The following is a 24,750-nucleotide window of genomic DNA, read 5'->3' as shown; positions in this document are numbered from 1 at the left end:
TCACGAGATCACCACCTCCGGACTCCACAGAAGACCCCGGGAGCGATACACCGCCAGGAGGTCTCCACCGGAATCGAGTACCCGAACGTCGGTTTCCGCCGGCGCGTCCGCTGCAAAGGTTCCAACAGGAAACTGCATACCGTGCCGGACCGCTACGGACGTCTTGTGATCGACGTGTACGGCAGGGAGGTCTTTGAGGCCGTCCGCCATCGAGATCACACCGTAGTTCGGAGCCGCCTCGACAACCTGTTCGATCGTCACACCATCTCGATCCGCGTCCATCCACCCGACGCGTGTCCTCCGCAGCGTCCCGATGTGTGCTTCACCACCGAGCGCCTGGCCGAGATCCGCCCCGAGGCTCCGAATGTAGGTCCCGCTCCCGCATCGCACCCGCAGCGTGGCTTCCGGATATGGTCCGGGAGCGAACTCGAGCACGTCGATGCCATAGACCTCCACTGTGCGGGCGGCACGCTCGATCTCTCCACCCTCCCTGGCGATTTCGTACAACCGTCGACCACCCACCCGGATGGCGGAAACCATCGGCGGCACTTGCGCAATCACACCGACAAAACGCCCGATTACACCGCGGAGGTCCGCCTCATCGAACGACATGGGCTCTCGATGCAGGATCGCCCCGTCGCCGTCGAGCGTGTCGGTGGCGACCCCGAACATCACCCGGGCCACGTATTCCTTTGGATATGCCTGAATGAAACGCAGCAACCGGGTCGCTTTCCCGAGGCCGAGAACGAGCAGTCCGGTAGCGGAGGGGTCCAGAGTCCCTGCATGACCGACCTTCTTCTGGCGAACGATCCCGCGGACTTTCGCGACAACATCGTGCGATGTCCATCCGGGAGCCTTGTCGATGAGCAGAAACCCGTTGATCACAGTCTCGCCTTGAGTGCCGCGATGATGGCATCCGGCGGCCCGGCGTGCGAGAAGCCGGCAGCGTTGTGGTGACCTCCCCCACCGTACGCGGAAGCGATCACGCCGACATCGACTTCACCCCTCGAACGGAGGCTCACCTTGAACGTACCGTCGGCCAGCTCCTTGATCAGCACGGCAACCGTCGCCTCCCACGCAAGACGGACCACATCGATGAGTGGGTCGGTGTCCTCCATGCCGATTCCCCACCGAGTCAAGTCCTCCTGGTACAACACCGACCAGACGATGTCTCCGTCGAGTTCCGCTCGGGCAAGCACATCGCCTTCGAGTTTGAGGAAGGAGAACGGAACCCGCTCGTACATGTTCTGGCCAACGATCTCGGGATGGGCGCCGGCCTCGACCAACTCGGCTGCGATCCGCAGCACCTCCGGTGACGTGCTCGAATACTGGAAACGTCCGGTATCGGTGACGATGCCCGTCAAGAGCGCCGTCGCGACCGTCTCATCGATCGGCCACGCGAGCTCGCCGAGCAGCCGGAACACGATCTGTGCAGATGCGGCGGCTTCGGCGTCGATCACATTGACGTCTCCGAAACCGGGATTCGAGATGTGGTGATCGATCACGATGAGACTCCCCGACGACTTTGCCGACGGCACGAGACTTCCGAGACGATCCAGGGACGCGGCATCAACGCTCACCATGACCTCGGGCTGCGCCGGAAACTCCTTCGGCGATACGAGGATCTCCAATGGGAGGTACTCATAGATCGGAGGTAAGACGAACGGCTCTCCGAAGGAGACGACGCTGGAGCGACCCGCCAGGCGCGCCGAAGCTGCGAGGCCAAGCGCAGAACCTATGGCGTCCCCGTCCGGACCCACATGACACGCCACCGCGATCTCTGAGGCATCCCTCAACTCCGCGACGGCGGCATCGAGCGAACTCATGACACTTCGTTCTTGTTCGAGATCTTCCTGAGAAGGTTCGAGATCTTCGTGCCTTCCACGATGCCGTAGTCGGGAGAGAACACGATCGTAGGCGTGTACTTGAGGCGGACACGATGACCGACCTCACCGCGCACATGCCCAGCGGCCGCTTCGAGCGCGGCCGCGCACGCCTCGTGCTGCTCGACAGATCCCAACACGGAGTAGTAGACGTGAGCGGTGCGGAGATCTGGGGTCGTCTCGACCGCTGTGATCGTCACGAACCCGAGTCTCGGGTCTTTCAGGCCCCGCACGATATCGGCGATCTCACGCAGGAGCATCGAGTTCACCCTACGCAGTCGCGGGCTCGGGGAACGGGTCATGACTCCTCCAAATACGACATGGCCACCTCGAGAATCTCCACGTCATTGCGACGCTCGACGTGACGGCGAATTGCACGTGACTGCTTGAGCAGCTCCGCATGATGCTCGGACACGAGGGCCACTCCGATCGTCGACCGCTGCCACTGGTCCTGAAAACCGACTTCCGCGACCGATACACCGAATGTGCGTCGCACATCGTCGAGGAGTGGCCGCAGAACGCCCCGCTTCGCCTTCAGGGACCGGGCCTGCGGAATGCGGAGCTCGATGCGGAGTGCTGAAGCATGCATGCCGTCACTTCCGGGCAACTTCCTTCAGCACGTAGGCCTCGATCACGTCGCCTTCTTTCACGTCGCTGAAGCGGTCGAGGCCGATACCACACTCGTAGCCGGCCGCTACCTGCTTGACGTCGTCCTTGAAGCGACGCAGAGAATCGATCGTGCCGTCGTAGACGACGATGCCTTCGCGAAGCAATCTCGCTTTGGCTCCTCTCACGATCTCTCCTTCGGTGACGTAACTCCCCGCGATGTTTCCGGCACGGGGGACCTTGAACACGGCCCGCACTTCGGCAGAGCCCAGCACCTGCTCGATCTCCTCGGGTGCAAGACGTCCCACCAGCATCTGTTCGATTTCGTCGAGCAGTTCGTAGATGACGCGATACGTCCGAATCTCGATGCCCTGTTCTTCGGCCGCCTTACGCGACTTACTGTCTGGACGAACGTTGAACCCGATGATCACCGCTTCTGTGACATCGGCGAGGCTGACGTCGTTCTCGGTGATCCCACCCACCGCCCCGTGGATGATCACGATCTTGCCGCCCTCCCTGCCGATCTTCGCGATGGCATCGCGAATTGCCTCCAGGGATCCGTGCGCATCGGCCTTGATGATCAGCCGCAGCTCGGCCTCATCCGCGCTCCTGAGCTGCTCGAGCAGCAAGGCGAGGCGCTCCCGAGCCGTGGGAACCACGGAGCCCGCCAGTTTGAGCTTGTCCTGGACCTTGGCGGCCTTGGACCGTGCCTCACGCTCGTTGGTGACGACCTCGAACCGGTCTCCAGCGGTCGGTACGGACTCCCAGCCCATCACCAGCACCGGTGTGCCCGGCGTCGCTTCTTTGACCTGCTTGCCGTTCTCATCGAGCATGGCACGAACTCGTCCCGATACCGCGCCGGATACCAACGCATCACCCCGACGCAACGTTCCTCGCTGCACGATGACGGTCGCAACGGGACCACGCCCTTTGTCCAGGTTGGACTCGATGACGGCGCCCGATGCAGGGGCATTCGGGTTGCCCTTGAACTCCTCGACTTCCGAGATCAGATCGATCATCTCGAGGAGCTGGTCGATACCCAAGCCCTGCTTGGCAGAGATCTCGACAGTGACCGTGTCTCCACCGAGCTCCTCTGCGACGAGACCGTACTCGGTGAGTTGAGCACGAACCCTGTCAGGGTCGGCCCCAGGAAGATCGATCTTGTTCAGCGCGACGATGATGTCCACGCCGGCGGCTTCGGCATGGCTGATCGCTTCGGCGGTTTGCGGCATGACACCGTCTTCGGCAGCGATCACGAGAACGACGATGTCGGTGACATTCGCTCCCCTGGCGCGCATCGCGGTGAATGCCTCATGACCGGGCGTATCCACGAAGGTGATCTTCTTGCCACCTCTCGACACCTGATACGCGCCGATGTGCTGGGTGATCCCGCCGGCTTCTCCGGCGACGACGTTGGCCGAGCGGATCTTGTCCAGAAGGGTGGTCTTGCCATGATCGACATGGCCCATCACCGTCACGACGGGCGGGCGGGGAACCAAGTCCTTCGGATCGTCATCGAACACCGGAGCCGCGGGGAGAGGTTCAGGAGTCTCCTCCGCAGCTTCGACTTGGACGGTCACGCCGAGCTCTTCTGCGACGAGTTCTATCGCGTCCACAGGCATCGGTGAACCTGCCCCGGCCATCTCTCCCATCAGGAGCAACGCCTTGACGACATCACTGGTAGACACGCCGATCGCGTCCGCGAATGCTTCGATGCTGATTCCCGGCTCGATGACGATCGGCGCCGCTTCGGGCGTCTCAGCGTCCGGCTCGGGTGTCTCAGCGTCCAGCTCGGGCGTCTCAGCGTCCGGCTCGGGTGTCTCAGCGTCCAGCTCGGGCGTCTCAGCGTCCAGCTCGGGTGTCTCAGCGTCCAGCTCGGGCGTCTCAGCGTCCAGCTCGGGCGTCTCAGCGTCCGGCTCGGGCGTCTCGGCTTCGACTTTCGGCGTCTCGTCGACATCCTCGAACGAAGCGATGATCAGCTTCGCCGCGGCCTCGTCGACTGCGGACGAAGCAGTCTTGACATCGATGCCGAGTTCCGTGGCACGGGCAAGAACGAGCTTGGACTCTCGGCCCAGCTCCCGCGCCAGTTCATAAATACGTTGCTTCGCCATCTGTCAGTTCCCAGCCTCATCCTCTGTGCCGTCTGTCTCCGTTGATGCAGCCGGAGCTTCCTCCACCGGCTCTTCGGGTTCCTGCGCGGTGCTCTCGCTCGTAGGCTCCTCGGAAACCGGGGCGTCGGGAGCTTTATCCGGCGCTTTTGCTTTGGTGTCCTCAGCCCCTCCGCCTGCGTCTTCGGTCTGGGATCGAATATCGATGCGGTAGCCGGTCAGTTTCGCCGCAAGGCGGGCATTCTGGCCCTCCCGGCCAATGGCCAGCGACAGCTGATGGTCCGACACGATCACGATCGCGGACTTGTCCTTCTCGTCGATGCGAACCTCTTGCACCTTGGCCGGACCGAGCGCCTCTGCAATGAACTGCGTGGGATCTTCCCGCCACTGCACCACATCGACTTTCTCGCCGCGAAGTTCGTTCACAACCTGCCGCACCCGTGTGCCACGTGCACCCACACAGGCGCCCTTCGGATCGACGTTCGGGTCGTTCGATGCCACCGCGATCTTGGTGCGGTGGCCCGGTTCACGAGCGATCGCCCTGATCTCGACGGTGCCGTCGAGCAGCTCCGGGACTTCGAGGTTGAGCAGCTTGCGGATGAAATCCGGATGGCTGCGACTCACGACGATCTGCGGACCCTTCGTCTCGCCGCGAACCTCGATGATCAAGCCCTTGACTCTGTTGCCTCGCTCGAGCCGTTCGTACGGGATTCGTTCGGATCCCGGCATCAACGCCTCGGCGTCACCGAGATCGAGGATGGCATAGCGATGGTCGACCTGCTGCACGATACCGGTGATCAGATCCCCCTCGCGACCCTCGTAGAGGTCGAAGACCTGCTCACGCTTGGCATCGCGCAGACGCTGTGCGATCACCTGCTTGGCCGTCTGTGCGGCGATCCTCCCGAAGTCGTCCGGGGTGTCCTCCCACTCGTCGATGACATCGCCGTCCTCGTTGAGTTCCTGCGCGTAGACGGTGATGTCGCCCGCGTTCGGATCGATCACCACGCGTGCTTCCTCCGCTGCACCGGGACTGCGCTTGTATGCAGACACGAGCGCGTTCGCCAGAGCATCGAGGATCGTCTCGACCGGCACGCCGCGTTCCTGCTCGAGCAGTTCGAGTGCCTCCATCACCGCAAAATCCATCTTCATCGGATTGCCTCCTTGCGCCGCGCCTTCCCCGGCTTTGCGTTGCGTTCCCAGTGGAACAGGGTCTTCGCTGATGCGATCTCACCCATCGGCAGCGTTCTCCGCTCATCTCCCACTACGACGATGCAGGCGTCTTCGTCGGAAGCCTCCAATACACCTCGATGACTACGGCTCCCCGCGATCTCACTCCGTGTTGTGATAGAAACCTCGCGTCCGACCGCCTTGAGAAAGTGAGCAGGTCGTCGGAGCTTACGTTCGAGTCCCGGCGACGACACCTCGAGCGTATATGGATCCCCCAGGTGTGCCTCCCCATCGAGAAGGCGGGAAATGCCGGCGGTCGTCTCGGAGATCCGGCCCACGTCGATGCCACCCTCCGCATCGATGAGGACGCGCAGGACACGGCCGGACCACTCGACATCGTCGAGTTCCAGACCCTCGGCGGTCAAGTACCGCTCGAGTATGTCCCACAGGGCAGTCTCGTTCATGTATTCCTCGTACAGAAAGGCGGGCGGGCGCCCACCTTTTCAAGCGTCCATAGGTTTTACCAGGCGCGAGTATAGCCCGCGTACTCTCTTGCCAAATGCTGCGGCTACTCAGTACGCCTTAGAGAATACCGCCAGATGCTCACCCGATGCACCGCAAAAAATGCAGGGTCCGAGATCATCGGGCTGGTCGAAGGGGATGTTCCGAATCGTTGCCTGCGTCTGCTGCTGAATCGCAGCCTCACAGTCGGGAGAACCGCACCAGGCTGCGTGAAAGAAGCCGCCTTCCTGCTCGATGCCTTCCCGCAATTCTTCGAACGTTGCCGGGTATGCGGTGTGCTCGTCCCTGAACGCCGTGGCCCTGTCGAAGAGACCTTGCTGAATCTCCACGAGGAGGTCGGCGGCGGCCTCCGCAACACCCTCGATCGGAACGGCCTGTTTTCCTTCCCTGCCGGGTCGGTCCCGGCGGGCCAGGATCGCCTTGCCCTCGGCCAGGTCACGTGGACCGATCTCGATACGGAGCGGGACGCCCTTCATCTCCCAATCGTTGAACTTGAAACCCGGCGTTACCCCGTCACGATCGTCCATCGTGGCGCGGAGGCCGCGCTCGTGCAAGGCACCGGTAATCCCCCATGCAGCTTCAAAGACAGCGTCGGCATCCGCGTCGGAACGAACAATGGGAACCACGACCACCTGGTGCGGAGCAAGCTTGGGAGGAAGGATGAGTCCCTGGTCGTCGCCGTGGACCATCACGGTCATCCCGATGAGGCGAGTGCTCACACCCCAGGACGTTTGATAGGGGTACTGCAGCTCGTTGTTGCGGTCGAGGAATCTCGTCTCGAAGGCTTTGGCGAAGTTCTGACCCAGGAAGTGCGACGTCCCCGCCTGCAGGGCTCTCACGTCCCCCATCATGGCTTCAATGCTGTAGGACTCGACGGCTCCGGCAAACTTCTCCGCATCGGACTTGATCCCACGAATCACCGGCGTCGCCGCCCAGTCTTCGGCAAAGCGTGCGTACACGTCCAACATGAGGCGAGCCTCGTCACGGGCTTCCTGCTCGGTCTCGTGTGCCGTATGGCCTTCCTGCCACAGGAACTCGGTCGTGCGAAGAAAGAGGCGGGTTCGCATCTCCCAACGCACGACGTTCGCCCACTGGTTGATCAGCAGCGGCAGGTCGCGATAGCTCTTGATCCACTTGGCGAACATCGCGTTGATGATCGTCTCCGAGGTCGGGCGAACGACAAGCGGGTCTTCGAGCTTCTTGCCGCCGCCATGGGTCACGATCGCGAGCTCGGGAGAGAATCCCTCCACGTGCTCTGCTTCCTTCTCGATGAACGAATAGGGGATGAACAGCGGGAAATAGGCGTTTTGATGGCCCGTCTCCTTGAACATGTCGTCAAGGGCCTTCTGCATGTGCTCCCAGAGGGCGTAGCCATACGGCCGGATGACCATGCAGCCTCGGACCGGTGAATAGTCGGCCAGCTCTGCACGCTGCACCACGTCGGTGTACCAACGGCTGTAGTCGTCGCTTCTCGGGGTAACTTTCTGCTGCGCCACGGATCCTCTTGTTTTCGGGTAGCTGGTGAGAATAGTCAGTCGTCAGTCGGCCCCGCAGCGACCTTACCGACCGCAGCGCGACGCTCCTTGGCGCGATTCGCATCTCCCTGGCGTTCGAACAGGTCCCTGGCGTCGGCTACGGCCTCGGCCCCGGCAGTCGCATCGGCTGCTGCCAGCCTCGCTTCCGTCCCTTCCTCGACCAGCTTCTGTGCCTCCTCCAGGAGCGCCTCGACCATGTCTGCTTCGGGGACCACTCTCACGACTTTGCCTTTGATGAACAGGTGCCCTCTGCCGCGTCCCGCAGCAATACCGATATCGGCCTCTCTCGCCTCACCAGGCCCGTTGACGATACAACCCATCACCGCAACCCGAATCGGCAAGTTCGCCGCTTCCAGACGTTCCTGCGCCTCGTTCGCCACCTTGATCACATCGACCTCCGCCCTTCCGCACGAAGGGCAGGCGATCAGATCGAGGCCTCTGCGTTCACGCAGGCCGAGGTACTCGAGGAGTTGCCTTCCGGCCTTCGCCTCCTCCACGGGATCCGCGGTCAGTGAGAAGCGGATCGTGTCACCGATGCCCTCCAGGAGCAGCGTCGCTATTCCCGCCACCGTCTTGATGATTCCGGCAGGCGGTGGCCCGGCCTCGGTCACTCCGAGATGCAACGGGTAGTCGACTTGCTCGGAGAGCAGCCGGTACGCGCTCACCATGGATGGAACGTTCGAGTGCTTCACCGAGATCTTGATGTCACCGAATCCCACGTCCTCGAGATAGGCGATCTCTTTGATCGCCGATGCCACCAGCGCTTCCGGCACCGGGCCCCCGTACCGCTCGAGAAGGTCCTTGTCCAGAGATCCGGCATTGACGCCGACGCGAATCGGGACCCCCCGATCCTTGGCTTCCCGGGCGACCGTCTTGACGTGCCCCTCATCTCGAATGTTCCCCGGGTTCAGACGCAGGCCGTCGACGCCGGCCTCGAGTGCCGCGAGGGCGAGGCGATACTGGAAGTGAATGTCGGCGATGATGGGCACGGGCGAACGGGGCGCGATCTCGGCGAGACCTTGCGCCGCTTCAACCGTGTCACAGGTGATGCGGACGATGTCGGCGCCGGCACCCGCGAGCGCGTACACCTGAGCGAGGGTGCCGCCGACGTCCACCGTCTTGGTCGTCGTCATCGATTGGACACTCACCGGCGCGCCTCCACCAACCGGAACCCGGCCGACATGAATCGCACGGGTGGTTCTGCGCTGCATCATCCGGGACTGATCGGGTTGACGATGTCGAGCAACAGCGCGACGGAGAAGAGAAAGATCACAAGTACGATCACGGCAGCCGCCACGGGCATCAGTTTGCGCATGTCCGCCTTGCGACCGCTGACTCGCTCGTACAGCGCCACCATGAAGTGCCCACCGTCGAGCGGATACAAGGGCAACCCGTTGAAGACGCCGAGCACGATGTTGATTAGTCCGATGAGTACGAGCAACGCCTGGAAACCCAACCCTTCTCCAAGGTGAACGATGCCGATGGGACTCACGGGACGGATGTCGTTTGGCACGTCGGTGTTGCCGATGAACGCTCCGGCCAGACGGGCGAGGGATGACGGACGAACGAGGTTCCCGAGGGAGGTGATCGTCTCGACGGTCGTGAATCCCACGGCTCGTCCGGCGAGGCCGGCGGCACGGAGTACTCCGACGGACTCGGTCTGGTACTCCGGACTGACACCCAGGTAGCCGACGGTTTCACCCTGTTCGTTCACCCTCGATGCGAGTGTCGTGTCGAGTTCAACGGTTGTCCCGTCCCGGAGCACCGTCAGAGAAACCTCCTGGTTCGGCCCATCGGCGATGAGATCGACAAGCTGATCCCAGTCGGACACCGGTACTCCGTCCACCGCCATGATCCGATCGCCGGCCTGGAGGCCGGCGGTGGCAGCGGGGCTGACACTGCCGTCATCGAGCGTCAGTTGAATCGCCGCCATCGTCGTCAGCGGCTGGTCGGGATTCTCGATGCCGTAACCGATGAGAATGCCGAAGAAGATCAGGTAGGCAAGGACGAAATGCAGGAACACTCCTGCCAGCACGACGACGGACTTCGCCCAGAACTTCTTGTCACGATAGGTGCGACCGACATCTTCGGGCGCTATCTCCTCGAGGGGATCCATGCCTGCGATCTTGTTGTATCCACCCAGGGGGATTGCCTTGATCCCGAACTCGGTCTCGCCACGCGTCGTCGACCAGATCTTGGGCCCGAACCCGAGGAAGAACTCCGTGACCTTCATCCCGGTGGCCCGCGCAGCAACGAAATGGCCCGCCTCGTGAATCATGATCGAGACGACCACCGCAACGAGCATGATCAGACCGCCACTCATGTCGCCCCCAACGGTACCGGGAACGCGGACCTACCGACCATCAGCACGCACCGCCGATCAACGAGCTCGCAACCGCACGCGCCTCCGCGTCGACCGCCAGCACATCGTCGACGGTGCGGACATCGATCGTCGGTATCCGCTCGATGGTCTGTTCGAGAACGGAGGCGATGCCGAGCAACCCCAGACGGCCGTCCAGAAACGCCCTGACGGCGATCTCGTCGGCCGCGTTGACGGCGGCCGGCGCCGATCCTCCTCGTCTCCCCGCCTCCAGGATGACACCGAGCGCAGGGAACGATTCTGCATCCGGCTCGAAGAACGTGAGGGTCTTGCCGGCCAAGTCGAACTGTCCGCCCCCACGTTCCCTGTTCGGATAAGTGATGGCGTACTGGATCGGTATTCGCATGTCCGGTTCACCGATCTGCGCCTTGAGTGATCCGTCCTCGAACTCGACGAGCGAGTGCACGATGCTCTGCGGGTGCACGACCACGTCGATACGTTCGTACTCGATCCCGAAGAGGTAGTGCGCCTCGATCACTTCGAGTCCCTTGTTCGCCAAGGTGGCAGAGTCGATGGTGACTCGTGGCCCCATCGACCACGTCGGATGTGCCAGCGCCTCTGCAGGCGTGACGTTGACGATCTCGTCCCTGGTCATGGAACGCAACGGCCCCCCGGACGCGGTGAGGATCAGGCGCCGTACGTCTCGAGAGCGTTCACCTACGAGACATTGGAACAGCGCAGAGTGTTCGGAATCGACGGGAATCAACTCTCCGCCGCCACGTCTGAGCGCGTCGAGCACGACCGGGCCCCCCGCCACCAGGCTCTCCTTGTTGGCGAGGGCAAGACGGTTCCCGGCTTCCAGAGCGGCAACCGATGCCGCGAGGCCGGCAGAACCGACAACCCCGTTGACGACGACCGTCCCCGGAATGGAAGCCAGTTCGACGAGGGCCTCAGGGCCAAACCGAGCCCGCGAGCCGAAGGATCTGAATCGCTCCCGCTCGTCGCCGGCGGGAGCGGCCACACCGATGAGTGCATCTGGATATGTCTCTGCCAGCTCGGCGAGCGCGTCCGAACCCCTGCGCGCCGCAAGTGCTTTCACCTCGCGTCCGAGGCGATGTGCGACTTCGATCACCTGGCGACCGATCGAGCCGGTCGCTCCGAGCACAATGAGCGGCCGTGTCACGACAAGTAGCCGAGCCAGAGGAAGAGGACGTAGCCGACCGGAATAGTGAACAAGTAGCTGTCCAGGCGATCGATGATGCCGCCATGACCAGGGAGCAGCGCACCCATGTCCTTGACCCCCAGTGCCCGCTTGACGAGCGACTCTGCGAGATCACCCAACGGGGCAAACACGGAGATGACGGCCGCCATCCACAGCGCGCCTCCGAGACTGAAACCGAACCACGAGATGAGCGAGAGCCCAAACGCCGCTGCAAAAGCAACGACTACCCCGCCGACGAGTCCTTCCAGGGTCTTGCCCGGTGACAGGTTCGGGGCAAGGAGAATGCGACCAAAGGAACGCCCGACGAAGTAGGAACCGGCATCGAACAGGGCCGTGAGCACGACGATGGCAACGATCAGCTGTTGCGACTGGGGGGAACGAATGATCGGCATCGCGAACGACAGGAGGCCCGCCACCCAGATCACGCCGAAGATGGTGAACGAGGCATTCTCCAAGGGGTTCCTACGCGGGACGAGTGCGTACCAGAAGAAGATCGCGACGATCGTGCTACCGAGCGCCATCGCCATGGCGGCGAGGGGACGATTGGCGAACCAGGACGCCGAGAGAACGGCGATCGCACCCAGAAAGCCGAAAAGCGCGAGGGGAACGTGTCCTGCACCCCGAAGAGTGCTGTAGAACTCGCCGAGTGCGACCAGGGCCAGTACACCCACCAGGAATGCGAACCAGCCTCCTCCGAGCGCCAGCAAGGCCAGGATAACGGCAAGCAGCACGATGCCCGTGGCGGCTCGCACCAGCGTATCGGAGGGACCGGGGCCGGCCTTGACCTCGGCCGCCGGTTGCTCACCGGTCACGTCCTCAAAGCCGACGAGCCCCGGTTCCAGTCCCGGCATCGAGGCCGCAACGGCCTGCATCTCGACGTCTTCTTGTGACGCCTTCGCGATCGCCTCGGCAAGGTCCCGGTACTCCTCGGTCGTCGCACTCAGATAGTCGTCGCTCGTGAAACCGTCGAGCACCGAAGCGCCGGTCAGGAAGTCCTCGAAGTCCTCTGCATCTCGACCGCTGTCGGGGAGATCTCGCTCGGGATCATCGGAAGGGCGCCCGGGGAACGCGACGACTTCGCCTCCGCTTTCGTCCTGGTGCTCGCTCATACTTCGAGAAGTTCCTGTTCCTTGTTGGCGAGCAGATCATCGACCCTGCTCACCATCTTGTCCGTGAGCTCCTGAAGCTCCTTTTCCGCCCGACGGATGTCGTCGTCGGAGATCTCTCCGTGGAGTTCATTCAGCTCGCTCATCGAGTGGCGCCGGATGTTGCGTACCGCCACACGGCCGTCTTCGGCCATGTGGCGAACGACTTTGGTGAGCTCGATGCGCCGCTCCTCGGTCAGTGTCGGGAAGGCGAGTCGCAGAACGTGTCCGTCATTGGCGGGGTTCAATCCCAGGCTGGAGGTCCGAATTGCCTTCTCGATGGCTCCGATCGACGTCTTGTCGTAAGGCTGGACGATCAGCAGGCGAGGCTCAGGTACCGAGAATGATGCAAGTTGCTGCAGTGGCGTCGGTGTCCCGTAGTAGTCGACCATGACCCTACTGAGGATTCCGGCGTTGGCTCTGCCGGTCCTCACCGTGGCGAACTCGGCCTGCACGTGCTCGATCGCCTGGCCCATCTTCCGTTGGGCTTCACCGAGTACTTCCCGAATCATGACGCCTCCTAATGAACCAGCGTCCCGATCCTCTCTCCTCGTACCGCCTTGACGATGTTCTCAGGTTTCGTGATGTTGAACACCACGATCGGGAGCTTGTGGTCTTTGCACATGGTAGCCGCCGTAGCGTCCATCACCCGGAGACCTTTGGAAATCAACTCCAGGTAGCCGACCTCCGAGAGCAGAACCGCCTCGGGATTCTCCGAAGGGTCGTCGTCGTAGACACCGTCTACCAACGTCGCCTTCAACATCACCTCCGCACCGATCTCCACGGCCCGCAATGCAGCCGCGGTGTCGGTTGTGAAGAACGGATTCCCGGTGCCTGCCGCGAAGATGACGACGCGGCCTTTCTCGAGATGTCGGATGGCACGCAGCCGAATGTACGGTTCGGCGAACGACTGCATCGCGATCGCCGTCTGCACCCTGGTGGGAATTCCTGCGTTCTCGATCGCGCTTCGCAACGCAAGAGCATTGATCACCGTCGCCAGCATGCCCATCGAGTCTGCCGTCGCCGGATCGATACCGGCCTTGGTCGCGGACACTCCCCGGAAGATGTTGCCACCACCGACGACCACGCCGAGTTCGATCCCCAACGAAACCGCTTCGCAGATCTCACCGGCGATCCGCTGCACGCTCACCGGATCGATTCCGTAGCCGACAGTAGGGCCGGCGAAGGACTCCCCCGACAGCTTCAGCAGGACGCGACGGGGTGCCTCTCTGTGGTCTATATCGTCACCGGAAGCCATCAGGCTTCCTCACCGACCGCCAGCCTTGCGAAGCGGCGCACGCGGATATTCTCCCCCATCGTCGCTGCGAGGCCGGCGACCATCTCTCCCACGGTCCCGTCGAAGGTCTCGGTCTTCACGAACGGCTGCTCTTCGAGGACATAGTCCTTGTAGAACGAACTGATCTTGCCTTCCACGATCCTGGGAATGATGTTCTCCGGCTTGCCCTCGTTCCTCGCCTGGCGAGTGATCATCTCGCGCTCGTGTTCGAGAGCGTCCGCCGGTACGTCCTCACGCCTGACCCAGCGGGGCTGGGCGGCGGCCACGTGCATCGCGACGTCGTTCGCCATCTGCTGGAAGTCCTCGCTCTTGGCGACGAAATCCGTCTCCGAGGCGAGTTCCACCAGGACCCCGATGACCGGTCGGCCAAGCTGACGGTGGAGGTACACGCCGATGACGCCTTCGTTGGCCTCCCTGGCGGCCCGCTTCTTCGCGTCCGCCAGACCCTTCTCGCGCAGATACTCCTTGGCTTTCTCGAAGTCGCCCCCCGTTTCGACGAGTGCCTTCTTCGCATCCATCATTCCCACGCCGGTCGCCTTGCGGAGTTGCTGCACGTCCTTTGCAGTGAAGTCGGCCATCACTTCGCCTCTTCGTCGCTCGGCGAACCCTTGAGCGCGATCTCCCGGCCCTCGATGCACGCAGCGGCGACGAAACCGGCCATCAGCTGCGCAGAGCGGATGGCATCGTCGTTTCCTGGGATGACGAAGTCGACCAGGTCCGGATCACAATTGGTGTCGACGAGTGCGATGACAGGGATGCCGAGACGAGACGCTTCCTTGAGCGCAATCTGCTCTGCATTCAAGTCGACGATGAACAGCGCCTGAGGCAGGTGGTTCAGATCACGGACACCCCCGAGCACCCGCTGAAGCTTCCAGAGTTCGCGCCGCAGGTGCAGTCGTTCCTTTTTCGGGAGTGCCTCCATCTCGCCCGACTCGTCCATCCGTTCGAGCTCTCTCATGTAGAAGATGCGCTTCTGAATGGTGGAGAAATTGGTCAACATGCCGCCGAGCCATCGGAAGTTGACATACGGCATATCCGATCGAGTGGCAGCCTCCTCGATGGGGCCCTGCGCCTGCTTCTTGGTACCGACAAACAGCACCAGCCCACCGTCGGCGACGGCGTCTCTCACAAAGTCGTAGGTGCGGTTGATCTGGTCGAGCGTCTGACGCAGATCGATGATGTGGATGCCGTTTCGAGCGCCGTAGATGTACGGCTCCATCTTGGGATTCCAGCGCCGGGTCTGATGCCCGAAGTGGACACCGGCCTCCAGCAGCTGTTTCATGGTGACGTTGGACACAGATGTCCTCCTCTTTCGGTTGCTCCTCCGCCCATCTCGATCCTCGGACCGCTCCCCACGGAACCAAGTTCCGACCGTCGGGGAGTCACGACAGGCGTGCGTGATTGCGCAACTGTACCACCCCGACTACGTGCGAAGTTCGGGCGCTCCCCGGAAGGCAGGCTCGGTCAAGCGATGCCGCAGGCTCATCACGGACTTCGTGTGGATCTGACAGACCCGGGACTCGGTCACACCCAGGACCTGTCCGATTTCTGCCAGGGTCAGCCCTTCGTAGTAGTAGAGGGTCAGGACGAGACGCTCTCGTTCGGCCAGCCGATTGATGGCGTCCGCGAGCACACGCTTGACCTCCTCCTCCTGATAGGCCGCTTCCGGATCGACTCCCTTCGGGTCCGGGAGCAGCTCACCGACCTTGGTCTTGTCACGACCGGGGGCGAGCAGCTCGTCGAGTGCGACGACTCCTGCCGAGGAGACCTCCGCCATCGTATCGAGCAGATCCGAGAGTGGAACGCCCAGGTGCGCTGCGAGTTCCTCTTCGGTCGGAGAGCGTTGGAATCGGTGCTCCAGCTCGGCGTGTGAGCGCTCGAGCTCGCGGGCGCGTGCACGCAGAGAGCGAGGAGCCCAGTCGAGGGCCCGGAGTTCGTCGAGGATTGCCCCCCTGATGCGGTTGATCGCATAGGTCTCGAACTTGACACCCCTGTCGGTGTCGTACTTGTCGAGCGCGTCCATGAGGCCGAAGATCCCGTCGGAAATCAGGTCGGACCGGTCCACGTTCGAAGGCAACCCGGCACCGATGCGGCCGGCGACGAACTTCACCAGTGGGGAGAAATGCAGGATGAGGCCTTCCCGGGCCTTTGGATCCCCTGTGGCCTTGAAACGCCTCCACAGCTCGTCCAGATGGTCGTCTGGTGCCCGATCAGGCCCGCGGGTGACTTCGCTCATACGTCGCCTTGAGATGCTCACGGGTGATAGCAGTGTAAATCTGGGTGGTCCCCAGTTCAATGTGACCGAGTAACTCCTGGACAACGCGCAGATCTGCTCCCCCTTCGAGCAGGTGCGTTGCGAAGGAATGCCGGAACGCGTGCGGGAATGTCGCCGCGCGTCGGCGGACGACTCTTCGAATCCCGCGGACACCGAGGGGACCGCCCCGCACACCGATCCACAGCGCCCCGCCCGCATCCGGAGAAGCGAGTTTGGGGCGCCCCGCGGCGAGATACCGAGCGAGCGCCGTCCTGGCAGGACGACCCAGCGGAACCACCCTTTCTCTGGCACCCTTTCCCGCAACGCGAACGAACTCGGCGTCTCGAACGGTGCCGACCTGCAGACTCGCCAACTCCGCCACTCGCAGTCCTGTCGCATACAGCACTTCGAGAAGCGCACGATCTCTCAGTGACACCGGGTCGTCGCCGTTCAGCTCGTCGAGGATCACGCGCACGGTCCTGCTGGGCAAGGCATGCGGGAGCGTTCCTGGGCGGCGCGGCCTACCCAGTTGATCGGAGGGATTCACCTCCACCGCTCCGTGCCGAACCTGATCGGAGAAGAAACTCCGCACGGCGGAGGCCTTGCGCGCCACGGAACGCCGTGCGTATCCCCTGGTATCCAGGTAGGCAAGGAACCGGCGAACCATCGATCGGTCGATCTTGGCGATGTCGGCGGCCCCGGCCCGATCACAGAACTCCATGAACTGGCTGAGGTCGCGGCGGTAGGCGGCAAGGGTGTGCACCGACAGGTGGCGCTGTGATGCCAACCGCATCAGATAGTCATCGACGGGAGCACACGCCCAGTCGGGCAGCTCAGGGATTGCAGCCATGTGTCCATGGTTGCCGCAGATGCCGGGGCGGTCAACAATCCGCAGCATCTGCGGCATGGCTCGGCGCCATGAACGCGCCGGGGGCGCCCGAATGGGCGCCCCCGATGGTGCGAGAGGAGCCTCACGCGGCTTTGGCCGCGCGGCCCAACTTCTTGGTCTTGCCGACCTTGACCTCCAGTTTCTTCGGCTTCCTGCTGAGACTCTCCGGAAGCGGCATGCGGATCGTCAGCACGCCACCCTCATAGTGGGCATCCAGCTCGTCGGCGTCGATGCCCTCCGGGATCATCAGGTCTCGCTGGAAGCTACCGAAGGTCCGCTCCCGCACGTAGAGATCGCCCTCTTCGACATCCCGTTCGTAGGAGCGGGAGCCACGAAGGTGAAGGACGTTGCCCTCGACGGTGATATCGAGATCCTTCTCGGGGTCGATGCCAGGCAGTTCCGCCTCCACAACCAGGTCGCTGTGGTCGCGGTAGATATCGACCCGCGGACGCCACACCCACGTGGTCTCGGACTCCGTGGGACGCAAGACGCCGAAGAAGCGATTCATCATGTCCTGCAGATCACGTTCGATCAACGATGTGAACGGTGACCAATCGGTTGCCAACATAGCATCTCACCTCCTCTCACACAGTCTCTCCGGGGAGCCTCCCCCGGAGTGCACGGGCGGCGAGACGGTCCAGAAAGGGCGCATTCCCGCCATCCCTGTATTTCCTATAACGCATCTCTATTCCCGAAGCTTCCCGCCCGGTCGCGCAGCTCAGGGATTGCAGCCGCGGTTGGCCCGGATGCCGGGGTGGTCAACGATTCCGGCAGACCAGACCTCCAGTTCTTCGCACGAGACCAAGCGTCTCGAGCCGGGCGACGTCTGCCAGCACGGATGCCGCCGATCGGTCGAGTTCCTCCGCCAGAGCGTCCACAGATCTCCCGATCGGACCGATGATCCGGAGAATCTCGTCGCCTTCCGTGACGGATGCTCGGCGTTCCGAAGGCCCGAGGATGATCGAGACCGCCTCGATCAGATCGCCGGCGTCGAGAACGGGAAGTGCACCATCCCTGATCAACAGGTTGCATCCTTCCGACGTGGGACGATCGATGTCGCCGGGAACCGCGAAGACCTCTCTCCCCTGCATGAGGGCGGTGCGTGCGGTGATCAACGCACCACCGGTTCGGGCAGCCTCGACCACCACCACCACGGCAGAAAGCCCTGAGATGATCCGGTTCCGGGGTGGGAAGCGCCAGCCGTTCGGTGGCGTCCCGGGTGGGTACTCGGTGACGATCGCACCTCCTGTCGCGACCAGGCGTTCCCCGAGCGCCCGATGCTCCTTCGGATACCAAATATCCGGTCCACACCCGAGCACGGCGACACCGCATCCTTCTGCATCGACCACACCGCGGTGGGCGGACCCGTCCACACCGCGGGCGAGCCCGGACACGACCGGCCAATCCGCTTCTGCGAGGGCCCGTCCGTACGCGTTGGCCAGGCGCATGCCGTACGCGGTCGCCCGCCGTGACCCGACGACGGCGACACCAGGCCTGGTCGGTAGTGCGCCGCGCACGAACAGCAGATCCGGGCAGTCCGGAAGCCCGGCGAGATGAGGTGGCATCTCCTCACGCAGCACAACGGCGATGCCCCCCTCCGCGAGTTGCTCGAGCCGGTCGGCGGCGGAGACGGTGGCCGCCAGACGCGCATGATCGGGTACGTCCACGCCGCCTCTTCGTATCGAAGCCAGAATCGCGTCCGCAGACCCCAACCGATCGACCAGTTGAGCTCTGCGCGCAGGGTGCATCCCGACGTAGGCAAGCCGCAGACGAGCGTTCACCACTCACCCCGGAAGCTCAACGCTTCGGCGATGTGCGGCTCATCGACCGACGCCGAGCCGTCGAGATCTCCGATGGTCCGTGCAACACGCCGAACCCTGTCGAAGCCGCGCCCGGTGAGGGCAAAGCGTTCCACGGCCGCCTCGAGTAGCCGACGAGCGTCCGACGTCCACTCGAGTTCATCCAACTGTCCGCGCCCGAGGCGACCGTTCGGCGCTCCTCTGGCACGCTGAAGTGATCGTGCCGCCATCACCCGCTCGGCGATGGGCGCACTCGTCTCTCCAGGCGGACCGAGCAACTCCGATCGTTCGGGGCGAGGGATCGGCACCCTCAGATCGAATCGATCGAGCAGGGGCCCGGAGATGCGCCGCCGGTACCGCTGAATCGCACCGACCGAGCACGAGCATGGCTTGACCCGATCTCCGGCATACCCGCACGGACACGGGTTCGTCGCCGCGACGAGCTGGATATCGCTCGGAAACCGTACCGACACCCCCTTTCGGGCGATCACGACCGACCCTGCCTCGAGAGGCTGACGAAGCGCATCCAGAATGTTCACCGGGAACTCGCCCAATTCATCGAGAAAGAGAACACCTCGATGGGCAAGCGAGATCTCGCCCAGTACGGGAATCCCGCTCCCGCCGCCGACGATGGCCGGCATCGTCGCAGAGTGGTGAGGAGCCCGAAACGGAGGCACCGACGACGCCGGAGCGGATCTCCCTGCGGCACCCCACACCTGGGCCACTTCCAGCGCAGTCTCCTCGTCCAGAGGCGGCAAGATGCCGGGCAGGCGCAGCGCGAGCATCGTCTTGCCCGCCCCGGGCGGTCCCCACAACAGAAGGTGATGTGCGCCCGCGGCCGCGATTTCCAGGGCCCGACGACCCGCAGACTGTCCCCGCACCTCGGCGAGATCCAAGCACTCGCCGGGGACCGTCGCCTCCACCGCCGGTACCGGGGCACCCGGCGCGCCCTGGGTGACGGCGATCGCCTCCGAGAGCGACCGGACGGCCCTGACCTCGGCACCGGGGACCCGCAAGGCATCCCCCGCCGAAGCCTGCGGGAGGAGGCACGGCACACCCGCATCTCGCGCCACCATGCCGGCACCGAGACCGCCGCGCGCCGGTCGAACCGCACCGTCGAGAGCGAGCTCACCCAGCGCCACGACCTCTCCGACGTTCGGCGGAACGCTCCCCGCGGCAGCGAGGACGCCGAGCGCAATCGGAAGGTCGTACACCGATCCCGCCTTGGGAAGATCGGCAGGGGCCAGGTTGACGGTCACACGCCGATTGGGAAAGGGAAATCCCGACGACAATACGGCCGCCCGGACCCGATCCTTCGCTTCGCGCACGGCGGTATCGGGGAGGCCCACCAACGCAAATACGTTCATCGGGGCACCGACGTGGACTTCCACACGCACGGGACGCGGCTCGACGCCGACCAGTGCGACGGATGTGACTGTTGCGAACATGGCTCAACCGTACGGGTGGGGTGTGACAAGACTCGGAACCGGCCTCAGGCCGCGTCGACGGACGGGAACACCGCAGAATCCGGTGACCGAGGCACTCGTCGCGCATCCCGGCTTGAACTACACTGATGTAAGTCGACGAAGGGGACAAGGTGCTGGCGTGCGACACGAAGGTCGACAAAGCAGAGATCGTCGTCGAGGCCTGCCTTGACCGCTACCGGATGCTCGGCATCGAGGCGGAGGCGATCTCCTGGGATCGGATCACTCTGGAGGACCCGAGCACGAACGTGACGCCCGTGATCAAGACCGAGCGCCGCCTCGACTGGATCCTCACACGAGACATCCCTCATCGCGCCCATGCGCTCGTCTTCGAGCGCCTCGTCGGTGAAGGCTGGGCCGTGCACGCCTTGGTGCCCATGGAGTTGCTCGGTGAAGCACACAGGGAACTGCGCGGAACCCCGATTCGGTTGCAGGGATGGTGGATCGGCGAAGGTGGCGTACACTTCGGACGACCCGAGATTCCCTGAGATCATGCCCGTACCGCTGTACACCCAGACCGTCATCGCACTGATCTGGGACTTCGATCGCACACTGATCCCCGGCAACCAGCAAGATCCATTGTTCGAAGAGTACGGGGTGGACGCTCGAACCTTCTGGACGGAGGTCGAGGGCCTGGTCGAGCACTACCGGCAGCGAGGAGTGCGGGTTGCCCGGGACACCGCGTACCTGAATCACATGCTGACCTATGTCGAGCAAGGTATTTTCGAGGGGTTGACGCGAGCAAAACTGCGCGACCTGGGCGCCCGGATCGAGATGGCGCCCGGCATCCCCGAGTTCTTCAAAATCTCTCAGGAGTACGTCGCTCAGATTCCCGAATACGCCCACGAGGGGATCTCGGTCGAGCACTACGTCGTGTCCACCGGCATCCTCCCCATGGTCGAGGGCAGCGCCGTCGCTCCGCATGTCGACTGGATCTGGGCGAACGATTTCATCGAGCAGCCTGCACCGCCCGGATATCTCGAGACGCTCGGGATCGACGAGCCCAACCATCCGATCTCTCATCTCGGCTACACCCTGGACAACACCTCCAAGACCAGGGCGGTGTTCGAGATCAACAAGGGAGTCAACAAGAACTCGACCATCGACGTCAACGCGTTGATGTCGGAGGAACAGCGCCGAGTGCCGATCAAGAACATGATCTACATCGCCGACGGTCCCAGCGACGTTCCCGTGTTCTCGATTCTCAACGAGCGAGGCGGTAAGACGCTTGGCGTGTACACGACCAGTCCGACAAACAACTTCCGTCAGGTTCGCCAACTCCAGACGCAAGGTCGTATCCAGGGCATGGCCGAGGCCGACTATCGAGAGGGCAAGGCAGCGTCCCTGTGGCTGATCGACAGCATCGACCAGATCTCCAGGGAGATCGTCGACGCGAGACACAAGGCGTTTGCCGAGATCCCGCGTGCGCCCGGACACGCCGACTGACACGATGGAAAACCTGCGCCCCGTCGGAAACCTGACCGTCTCGCCGGTGCAGGCGTATGCAGCCCGCAAGCGATATGTCTGTCCAGGCTGCCGCGGCCCCGTGGAGGTGGGTGCGTTCCATCTGGTCGTCGTGCCCGACGACGCCCCCGAAACGCGACGGCATTGGCACCGAGGCTGCTGGTTCAAGGAGAACCGACGCCATCACTGAAGTGTGCTCAGGCAGCGCCGGGAACCCAGCGAATCTCAACGCCTTCAACGCTGAATGCGACCGCCACGAGGTCGACGCGGCACACATCGAGGTGGCGGGCAAGCGACCACACCTGTGTCGCCTTGGGCTCATCGAACGCATCGAGAGGGTCCTTGCCATCGACGCTCCGCTCTCCGATCCACGACGACTTCACCTCGACGGCGACTCGCGTGCCGGCACGCTCGACGACGAGATCGATCTCTCCTCGACCGATGCGAACGTTACGGTCGACGATCGAGAAGCCGCGGCGAACCAGGTAGTCGGCGGCGATGCGCTCTCCAAGCTCGCCCAGGCGACGAGCGGTCAGAGGCGAACGCCGGGCTCCAGTTCTTCGATATTGACGTCGCGGAAGGTCAGCACGCGCACATGCTGAAGGAATCTCGCCGGTCGGTACATGTCCCATACCCAGGCATCCTCGAGCTCGATTTCAAAATAGGTCGAGCCTGCCTCGTGGCGGGTGTGCACATCGACACGATTGGCGAGATAGAACCGACGCTCGGTCTCCACGACGAACCGGAACATCGGAAGGACGTCACGGTACTCCTTGTAGATCTTGAGTTCGATCTCGGACTCGTACCGCTCCAGATCTTCCTCATGCATTCCAGTTCCTTCTTCCCGAGGTCTCCCGATGCTACCAACCTCGACCACCACACGTTCTACACACGATCGGTGACAGAAACGGTGCGGAACCGACCCCTCTCGCCGTCCGCCGCCGGCTACAGCCGGCCGAAGCGATCGAGCGGCCAGATGCGGATGAACGCCTTTCCCACGATCGAGTCTATGGGAATCGGACCAAAGACACGACCGTCCTTGCTGTGGTCCCGGTTGTCTCCCATGACCAGCACATAGCCTTCCGGAATGGTCACAGGTCCAAAGTTGGGCATGTGGCTCCCCGGATACACGTACGGCTCGGCGATCGGTACGCCGTCGACGAGCAACTGATTGTCTCGGATTTCAACGGTCTCCCCCCCGACCGCGATCACCCGCTTGATCAGATCTTCGATGTTGGGAGACCGGAGCCCGAGGGATTCGCCAACGTGTCGCGCGAGCGCGTCGAACAACGGCTCATCCTCTTGCGTCTGGCCCCACGGCGGTAGGAACACCACCACGTCCCCGCGCGCAGGCTCACTCCAGATGTAGGAGAGTTTGTTGACCAGGACTCTGTCGCCGATTTCGAGTGTGTGCCGCATCGATCCCGATGGAATGAAGAACGCCTGAATGAGGAAGCTCTTGATGACGACAGCGACCACGAGCGCTATCAGAACGAGGATCGGTAGTTCGATCCAAAACGGAGTATGGGGAGTTGGCTTGCGTGCCACGGCTATCCGGCCAACCGGCGAGGCACTAGCGGCGTTCTTTGATGCGCGCTGCCTTACCGACCCTGTCCCGAAGGTAGTAGAGCTTCGCTCGCCTGACTTTGCCGCGCCGGATGACCTCGATCTTTTGGATGATCGGAGCGTGAAGGGGAAACACGCGCTCGACTCCCACACCAAAACTGATCTTGCGAACAGTGAACGTGCTCTTGATTCCGGATCCGTCACGAGCGATGACCACTCCCTCGAAGACCTGTACGCGCTCGCGACCCGCCTCCACGACGCGAACATGGACGCGTACGGTGTCGCCGGCACGAAAGTCCGGGATGTCTTCGCGCAGGTACGCGTTTTCGAGCTGTTCGAGCATGTTCATCGGGGAACTCCTTAAGGGGAGCATCGAGCGGGCAGCGATTGTAACAGGTCGAGCCACCGATGCATCGGCGCCGCCAGCAAGATAGCAGTCCCCGAACGCTCCTCAGTCGGCGGACGGGTCGGAACGCTTGTTCCACAGGTCCGGTCGACGGCTGCGAGTCCGTTCCTCACGTTGACTCTGGCGCCACCGCTCGATCCGAGCGTGGTCGCCGGAGAGGAGCACATCCGGCACGGTCCATCCGTGATAGTCGGCCGGCCTCGTGTACTGCGGCTCTTCCAACAATCCGTCTCGAAACGACTCGAGAGCGGCAGAGGCGTCGTTGCCGAGGACATCCGGAAGGAGTCGGGCAACACCTTCGATGATCGCGAGTGCTGCCGCCTCTCCCCCTGCCAGGACGAAATCACCCAGCGAGATCTCCTCATCGACCAAATGCCTCGCGACTCGCTCGTCGACCCCCTCGTAGCGCCCGCACACCAGGGTCAGGTGTTCCAAGCCGGCCCAACGATCCAGCGTCGACTGCTCCAGCGGTCGCCCCACGGGGGTGAGCAACACCTTGTGGCTGGAGCCGAGGGGCTCGATCGCTCGAGCGAGCGGATCGACCATCAGCACCATGCCCGGGCCCCCACCGAACGGGGCATCATCCACCTGTCGGTGCACGCCACGGCCGAACTCTCGCAAGTTCACCATCGTGACGGCAAGGTGGCCGCCTGCGATTGCACGACCGACGATGCTCACCTCGAGCGGAGATGAGAAAAACTCCGGGAACAGGGTGACGATCGAGATCTGCAACCAAAAGCCTCCAAACGATGCAACCCTAGAGTATCCTCCGATTGATCGTGGTAGACAGCGACTTCACATCCGCCGACCCCTGGGGTCTTCCCGTTGACGACCAGGCCGAGGCGGAAATAGACGAGAGGGAGGACGCCCAGGAGGGACCTCTGGTACAGCTCGATTCCGAGCAGTCCGAGGACGGGGAGCCCGACGCAGAACCGGAGCCCGAACTGCCTGTCGCCTCACAACCAAACCCCGCTGCGAGAAACGTGCTCGATGCGCTCGGTGTCGGGCTCGATGATCTCCCGGACGAGCCTCCCGCGTGGATAGAAGAGCCGACCGACACCGACGACACCGACGACACCGACG

29 protein-coding genes are annotated in these 24,750 nt (G+C 63.2%); 3 read left to right on the top strand and 26 right to left on the bottom strand.

All coding sequences use genetic code 11. The features are described from left to right. From truB to GWP04_04870, 21 genes are all read right to left on the bottom strand, one after another. The gene (gene truB, locus GWP04_04970) at positions 1-885 is read right to left on the bottom strand and encodes a tRNA pseudouridine(55) synthase TruB (protein ID NIA24902.1); all 885 of its coding nucleotides are present in this window, start codon (positions 883-885) and stop codon (positions 1-3) included. After that, the gene (locus tag GWP04_04965) at positions 882-1,826 is read right to left on the bottom strand and encodes a bifunctional oligoribonuclease/PAP phosphatase NrnA (GenBank protein ID NIA24901.1); all 945 of its coding nucleotides are present in this window, start codon (positions 1,824-1,826) and stop codon (positions 882-884) included. Before GWP04_04965 ends, truB begins: the two co-directional genes overlap by 4 nt. Continuing rightward, positions 1,823-2,185 (bottom strand): 30S ribosome-binding factor RbfA, encoded by a 363-nt coding sequence (gene rbfA / locus GWP04_04960; GenBank protein NIA24900.1) that lies wholly within the window; start codon positions 2,183-2,185, stop codon positions 1,823-1,825. Before rbfA ends, GWP04_04965 begins: the two co-directional genes overlap by 4 nt. Further along, positions 2,182-2,472: a DUF503 family protein gene (locus GWP04_04955; protein ID NIA24899.1), complete on the bottom strand. Its 291-nt coding sequence runs from the start codon at positions 2,470-2,472 to the stop codon at positions 2,182-2,184. The genes rbfA and GWP04_04955 overlap by 4 nt, the downstream gene beginning before the upstream one ends. A 4-nt stretch (positions 2,473-2,476) precedes the next feature. Next, on the bottom strand, positions 2,477-4,600 hold the full coding sequence (infB, locus tag GWP04_04950; GenBank protein NIA24898.1) for a translation initiation factor IF-2: 2,124 nt from the start codon (positions 4,598-4,600) through the stop codon (positions 2,477-2,479). Positions 4,601-4,603: 3 nt separating this feature from the next. Then, complete coding sequence (gene nusA / locus GWP04_04945) at positions 4,604-5,740, bottom strand: transcription termination/antitermination protein NusA (GenBank protein ID NIA24897.1); 1,137 nt, start codon at positions 5,738-5,740, stop codon at positions 4,604-4,606. Positions 5,741-5,742: 2 nt separating this feature from the next. Continuing rightward, positions 5,743-6,228, bottom strand: a complete 486-nt coding sequence (locus GWP04_04940) for a ribosome maturation factor RimP (protein NIA24896.1) — start codon at positions 6,226-6,228, stop codon at positions 5,743-5,745. Between the two features lie 108 nt (positions 6,229-6,336). Then, a complete protein-coding gene (locus GWP04_04935; GenBank protein ID NIA24895.1) occupies positions 6,337-7,782 on the bottom strand; it encodes a proline--tRNA ligase in 1,446 nt (481 codons plus the stop codon). A gap of 35 nt (positions 7,783-7,817) precedes the next feature. Beyond that, on the bottom strand, positions 7,818-9,035 hold the full coding sequence (gene ispG / locus GWP04_04930) for a flavodoxin-dependent (E)-4-hydroxy-3-methylbut-2-enyl-diphosphate synthase (GenBank protein ID NIA24894.1): 1,218 nt from the start codon (positions 9,033-9,035) through the stop codon (positions 7,818-7,820). Then, complete coding sequence (locus GWP04_04925) at positions 9,032-10,144, bottom strand: PDZ domain-containing protein (GenBank protein NIA24893.1); 1,113 nt, start codon at positions 10,142-10,144, stop codon at positions 9,032-9,034. The genes ispG and GWP04_04925 overlap by 4 nt, the downstream gene beginning before the upstream one ends. Before the next feature lie 40 nt (positions 10,145-10,184). Next, positions 10,185-11,342 carry a 1-deoxy-D-xylulose-5-phosphate reductoisomerase gene (locus tag GWP04_04920; protein NIA24892.1) on the bottom strand — a complete coding sequence of 386 codons (1,158 nt, stop codon included), beginning with the start codon at positions 11,340-11,342 and terminating at the stop codon, positions 10,185-10,187. Further along, entirely contained in the window at positions 11,321-12,472 is a 1,152-nt protein-coding gene (locus GWP04_04915) for a hypothetical protein (protein ID NIA24891.1), read from the bottom strand. Before GWP04_04915 ends, GWP04_04920 begins: the two co-directional genes overlap by 22 nt. Beyond that, complete coding sequence (locus tag GWP04_04910; protein NIA24890.1) at positions 12,469-13,020, bottom strand: ribosome recycling factor; 552 nt, start codon at positions 13,018-13,020, stop codon at positions 12,469-12,471. The genes GWP04_04915 and GWP04_04910 overlap by 4 nt, the downstream gene beginning before the upstream one ends. Positions 13,021-13,028: 8 nt before the next feature. Next, the gene (locus GWP04_04905; protein NIA24889.1) at positions 13,029-13,766 is read right to left on the bottom strand and encodes a UMP kinase; all 738 of its coding nucleotides are present in this window, start codon (positions 13,764-13,766) and stop codon (positions 13,029-13,031) included. Further along, positions 13,766-14,383: a translation elongation factor Ts gene (tsf, locus tag GWP04_04900; GenBank protein ID NIA24888.1), complete on the bottom strand. Its 618-nt coding sequence runs from the start codon at positions 14,381-14,383 to the stop codon at positions 13,766-13,768. The genes GWP04_04905 and tsf overlap by 1 nt, the downstream gene beginning before the upstream one ends. Beyond that, entirely contained in the window at positions 14,383-15,102 is a 720-nt protein-coding gene (gene rpsB / locus GWP04_04895; protein NIA24887.1) for a 30S ribosomal protein S2, read from the bottom strand. The genes tsf and rpsB overlap by 1 nt, the downstream gene beginning before the upstream one ends. 126 nt (positions 15,103-15,228) lie before the next feature. Further along, on the bottom strand, positions 15,229-16,041 hold the full coding sequence (locus GWP04_04890; protein NIA24886.1) for a FliA/WhiG family RNA polymerase sigma factor: 813 nt from the start codon (positions 16,039-16,041) through the stop codon (positions 15,229-15,231). After that, positions 16,016-16,909, bottom strand: coding sequence for a tyrosine recombinase (locus GWP04_04885; protein ID NIA24885.1), 894 nt, complete (start codon positions 16,907-16,909; stop codon positions 16,016-16,018). Before GWP04_04885 ends, GWP04_04890 begins: the two co-directional genes overlap by 26 nt. 121 nt (positions 16,910-17,030) lie before the next feature. Next, complete coding sequence (locus GWP04_04880) at positions 17,031-17,516, bottom strand: Hsp20 family protein (protein NIA24884.1); 486 nt, start codon at positions 17,514-17,516, stop codon at positions 17,031-17,033. A gap of 190 nt (positions 17,517-17,706) precedes the next feature. Further along, positions 17,707-18,729, bottom strand: a complete 1,023-nt coding sequence (dprA, locus tag GWP04_04875; GenBank protein ID NIA24883.1) for a DNA-protecting protein DprA — start codon at positions 18,727-18,729, stop codon at positions 17,707-17,709. Beyond that, positions 18,726-20,195 (bottom strand): YifB family Mg chelatase-like AAA ATPase, encoded by a 1,470-nt coding sequence (locus tag GWP04_04870; GenBank protein ID NIA24882.1) that lies wholly within the window; start codon positions 20,193-20,195, stop codon positions 18,726-18,728. The genes dprA and GWP04_04870 overlap by 4 nt, the downstream gene beginning before the upstream one ends. Before the next feature lie 149 nt (positions 20,196-20,344). Between GWP04_04870 and GWP04_04865 the strand changes: the two genes are divergently transcribed. Beyond that, complete coding sequence (locus tag GWP04_04865; protein ID NIA24881.1) at positions 20,345-20,719, top strand: hypothetical protein; 375 nt, start codon at positions 20,345-20,347, stop codon at positions 20,717-20,719. A 4-nt stretch (positions 20,720-20,723) separates the two neighbouring features. Next, positions 20,724-21,677 (top strand): haloacid dehalogenase-like hydrolase, encoded by a 954-nt coding sequence (locus GWP04_04860; GenBank protein NIA24880.1) that lies wholly within the window; start codon positions 20,724-20,726, stop codon positions 21,675-21,677. Between the two features lie 215 nt (positions 21,678-21,892). On the opposite strand, the gene GWP04_04855 is transcribed toward GWP04_04860, so the two are convergent. The 5 genes from GWP04_04855 to trmD form a co-directional block, all read right to left on the bottom strand. Continuing rightward, positions 21,893-22,327, bottom strand: a complete 435-nt coding sequence (locus GWP04_04855; protein NIA24879.1) for a hypothetical protein — start codon at positions 22,325-22,327, stop codon at positions 21,893-21,895. Then, positions 22,228-22,524, bottom strand: a complete 297-nt coding sequence (locus tag GWP04_04850) for a DUF2469 family protein (protein ID NIA24878.1) — start codon at positions 22,522-22,524, stop codon at positions 22,228-22,230. Before GWP04_04850 ends, GWP04_04855 begins: the two co-directional genes overlap by 100 nt. A gap of 116 nt (positions 22,525-22,640) precedes the next feature. Next, a complete protein-coding gene (gene lepB, locus GWP04_04845; protein ID NIA24877.1) occupies positions 22,641-23,243 on the bottom strand; it encodes a signal peptidase I in 603 nt (200 codons plus the stop codon). A 25-nt stretch (positions 23,244-23,268) separates the two neighbouring features. Continuing rightward, on the bottom strand, positions 23,269-23,610 hold the full coding sequence (gene rplS / locus GWP04_04840; GenBank protein ID NIA24876.1) for a 50S ribosomal protein L19: 342 nt from the start codon (positions 23,608-23,610) through the stop codon (positions 23,269-23,271). A 102-nt stretch (positions 23,611-23,712) separates the two neighbouring features. Further along, positions 23,713-24,399, bottom strand: a complete 687-nt coding sequence (gene trmD / locus GWP04_04835; GenBank protein NIA24875.1) for a tRNA (guanosine(37)-N1)-methyltransferase TrmD — start codon at positions 24,397-24,399, stop codon at positions 23,713-23,715. Positions 24,400-24,440: 41 nt separating this feature from the next. On the opposite strand from trmD, the gene GWP04_04830 reads away from it, so the two are divergent. After that, positions 24,441-24,750, top strand: a 310-nt coding sequence (locus GWP04_04830; GenBank protein ID NIA24874.1) for a hypothetical protein, incomplete at its 3' end; no start/stop codon positions are given.

The sequence above is a fragment of the Gammaproteobacteria bacterium genome (assembly GCA_011682695.1).
GTDB lineage: Bacteria > Actinomycetota > Acidimicrobiia > Spongiisociales > UBA4744 > BMS3Bbin01.
The sequence above is the reverse complement of the archived record's forward strand: the minus strand, read 5'-3'. Positions and strand labels throughout refer to the sequence as shown.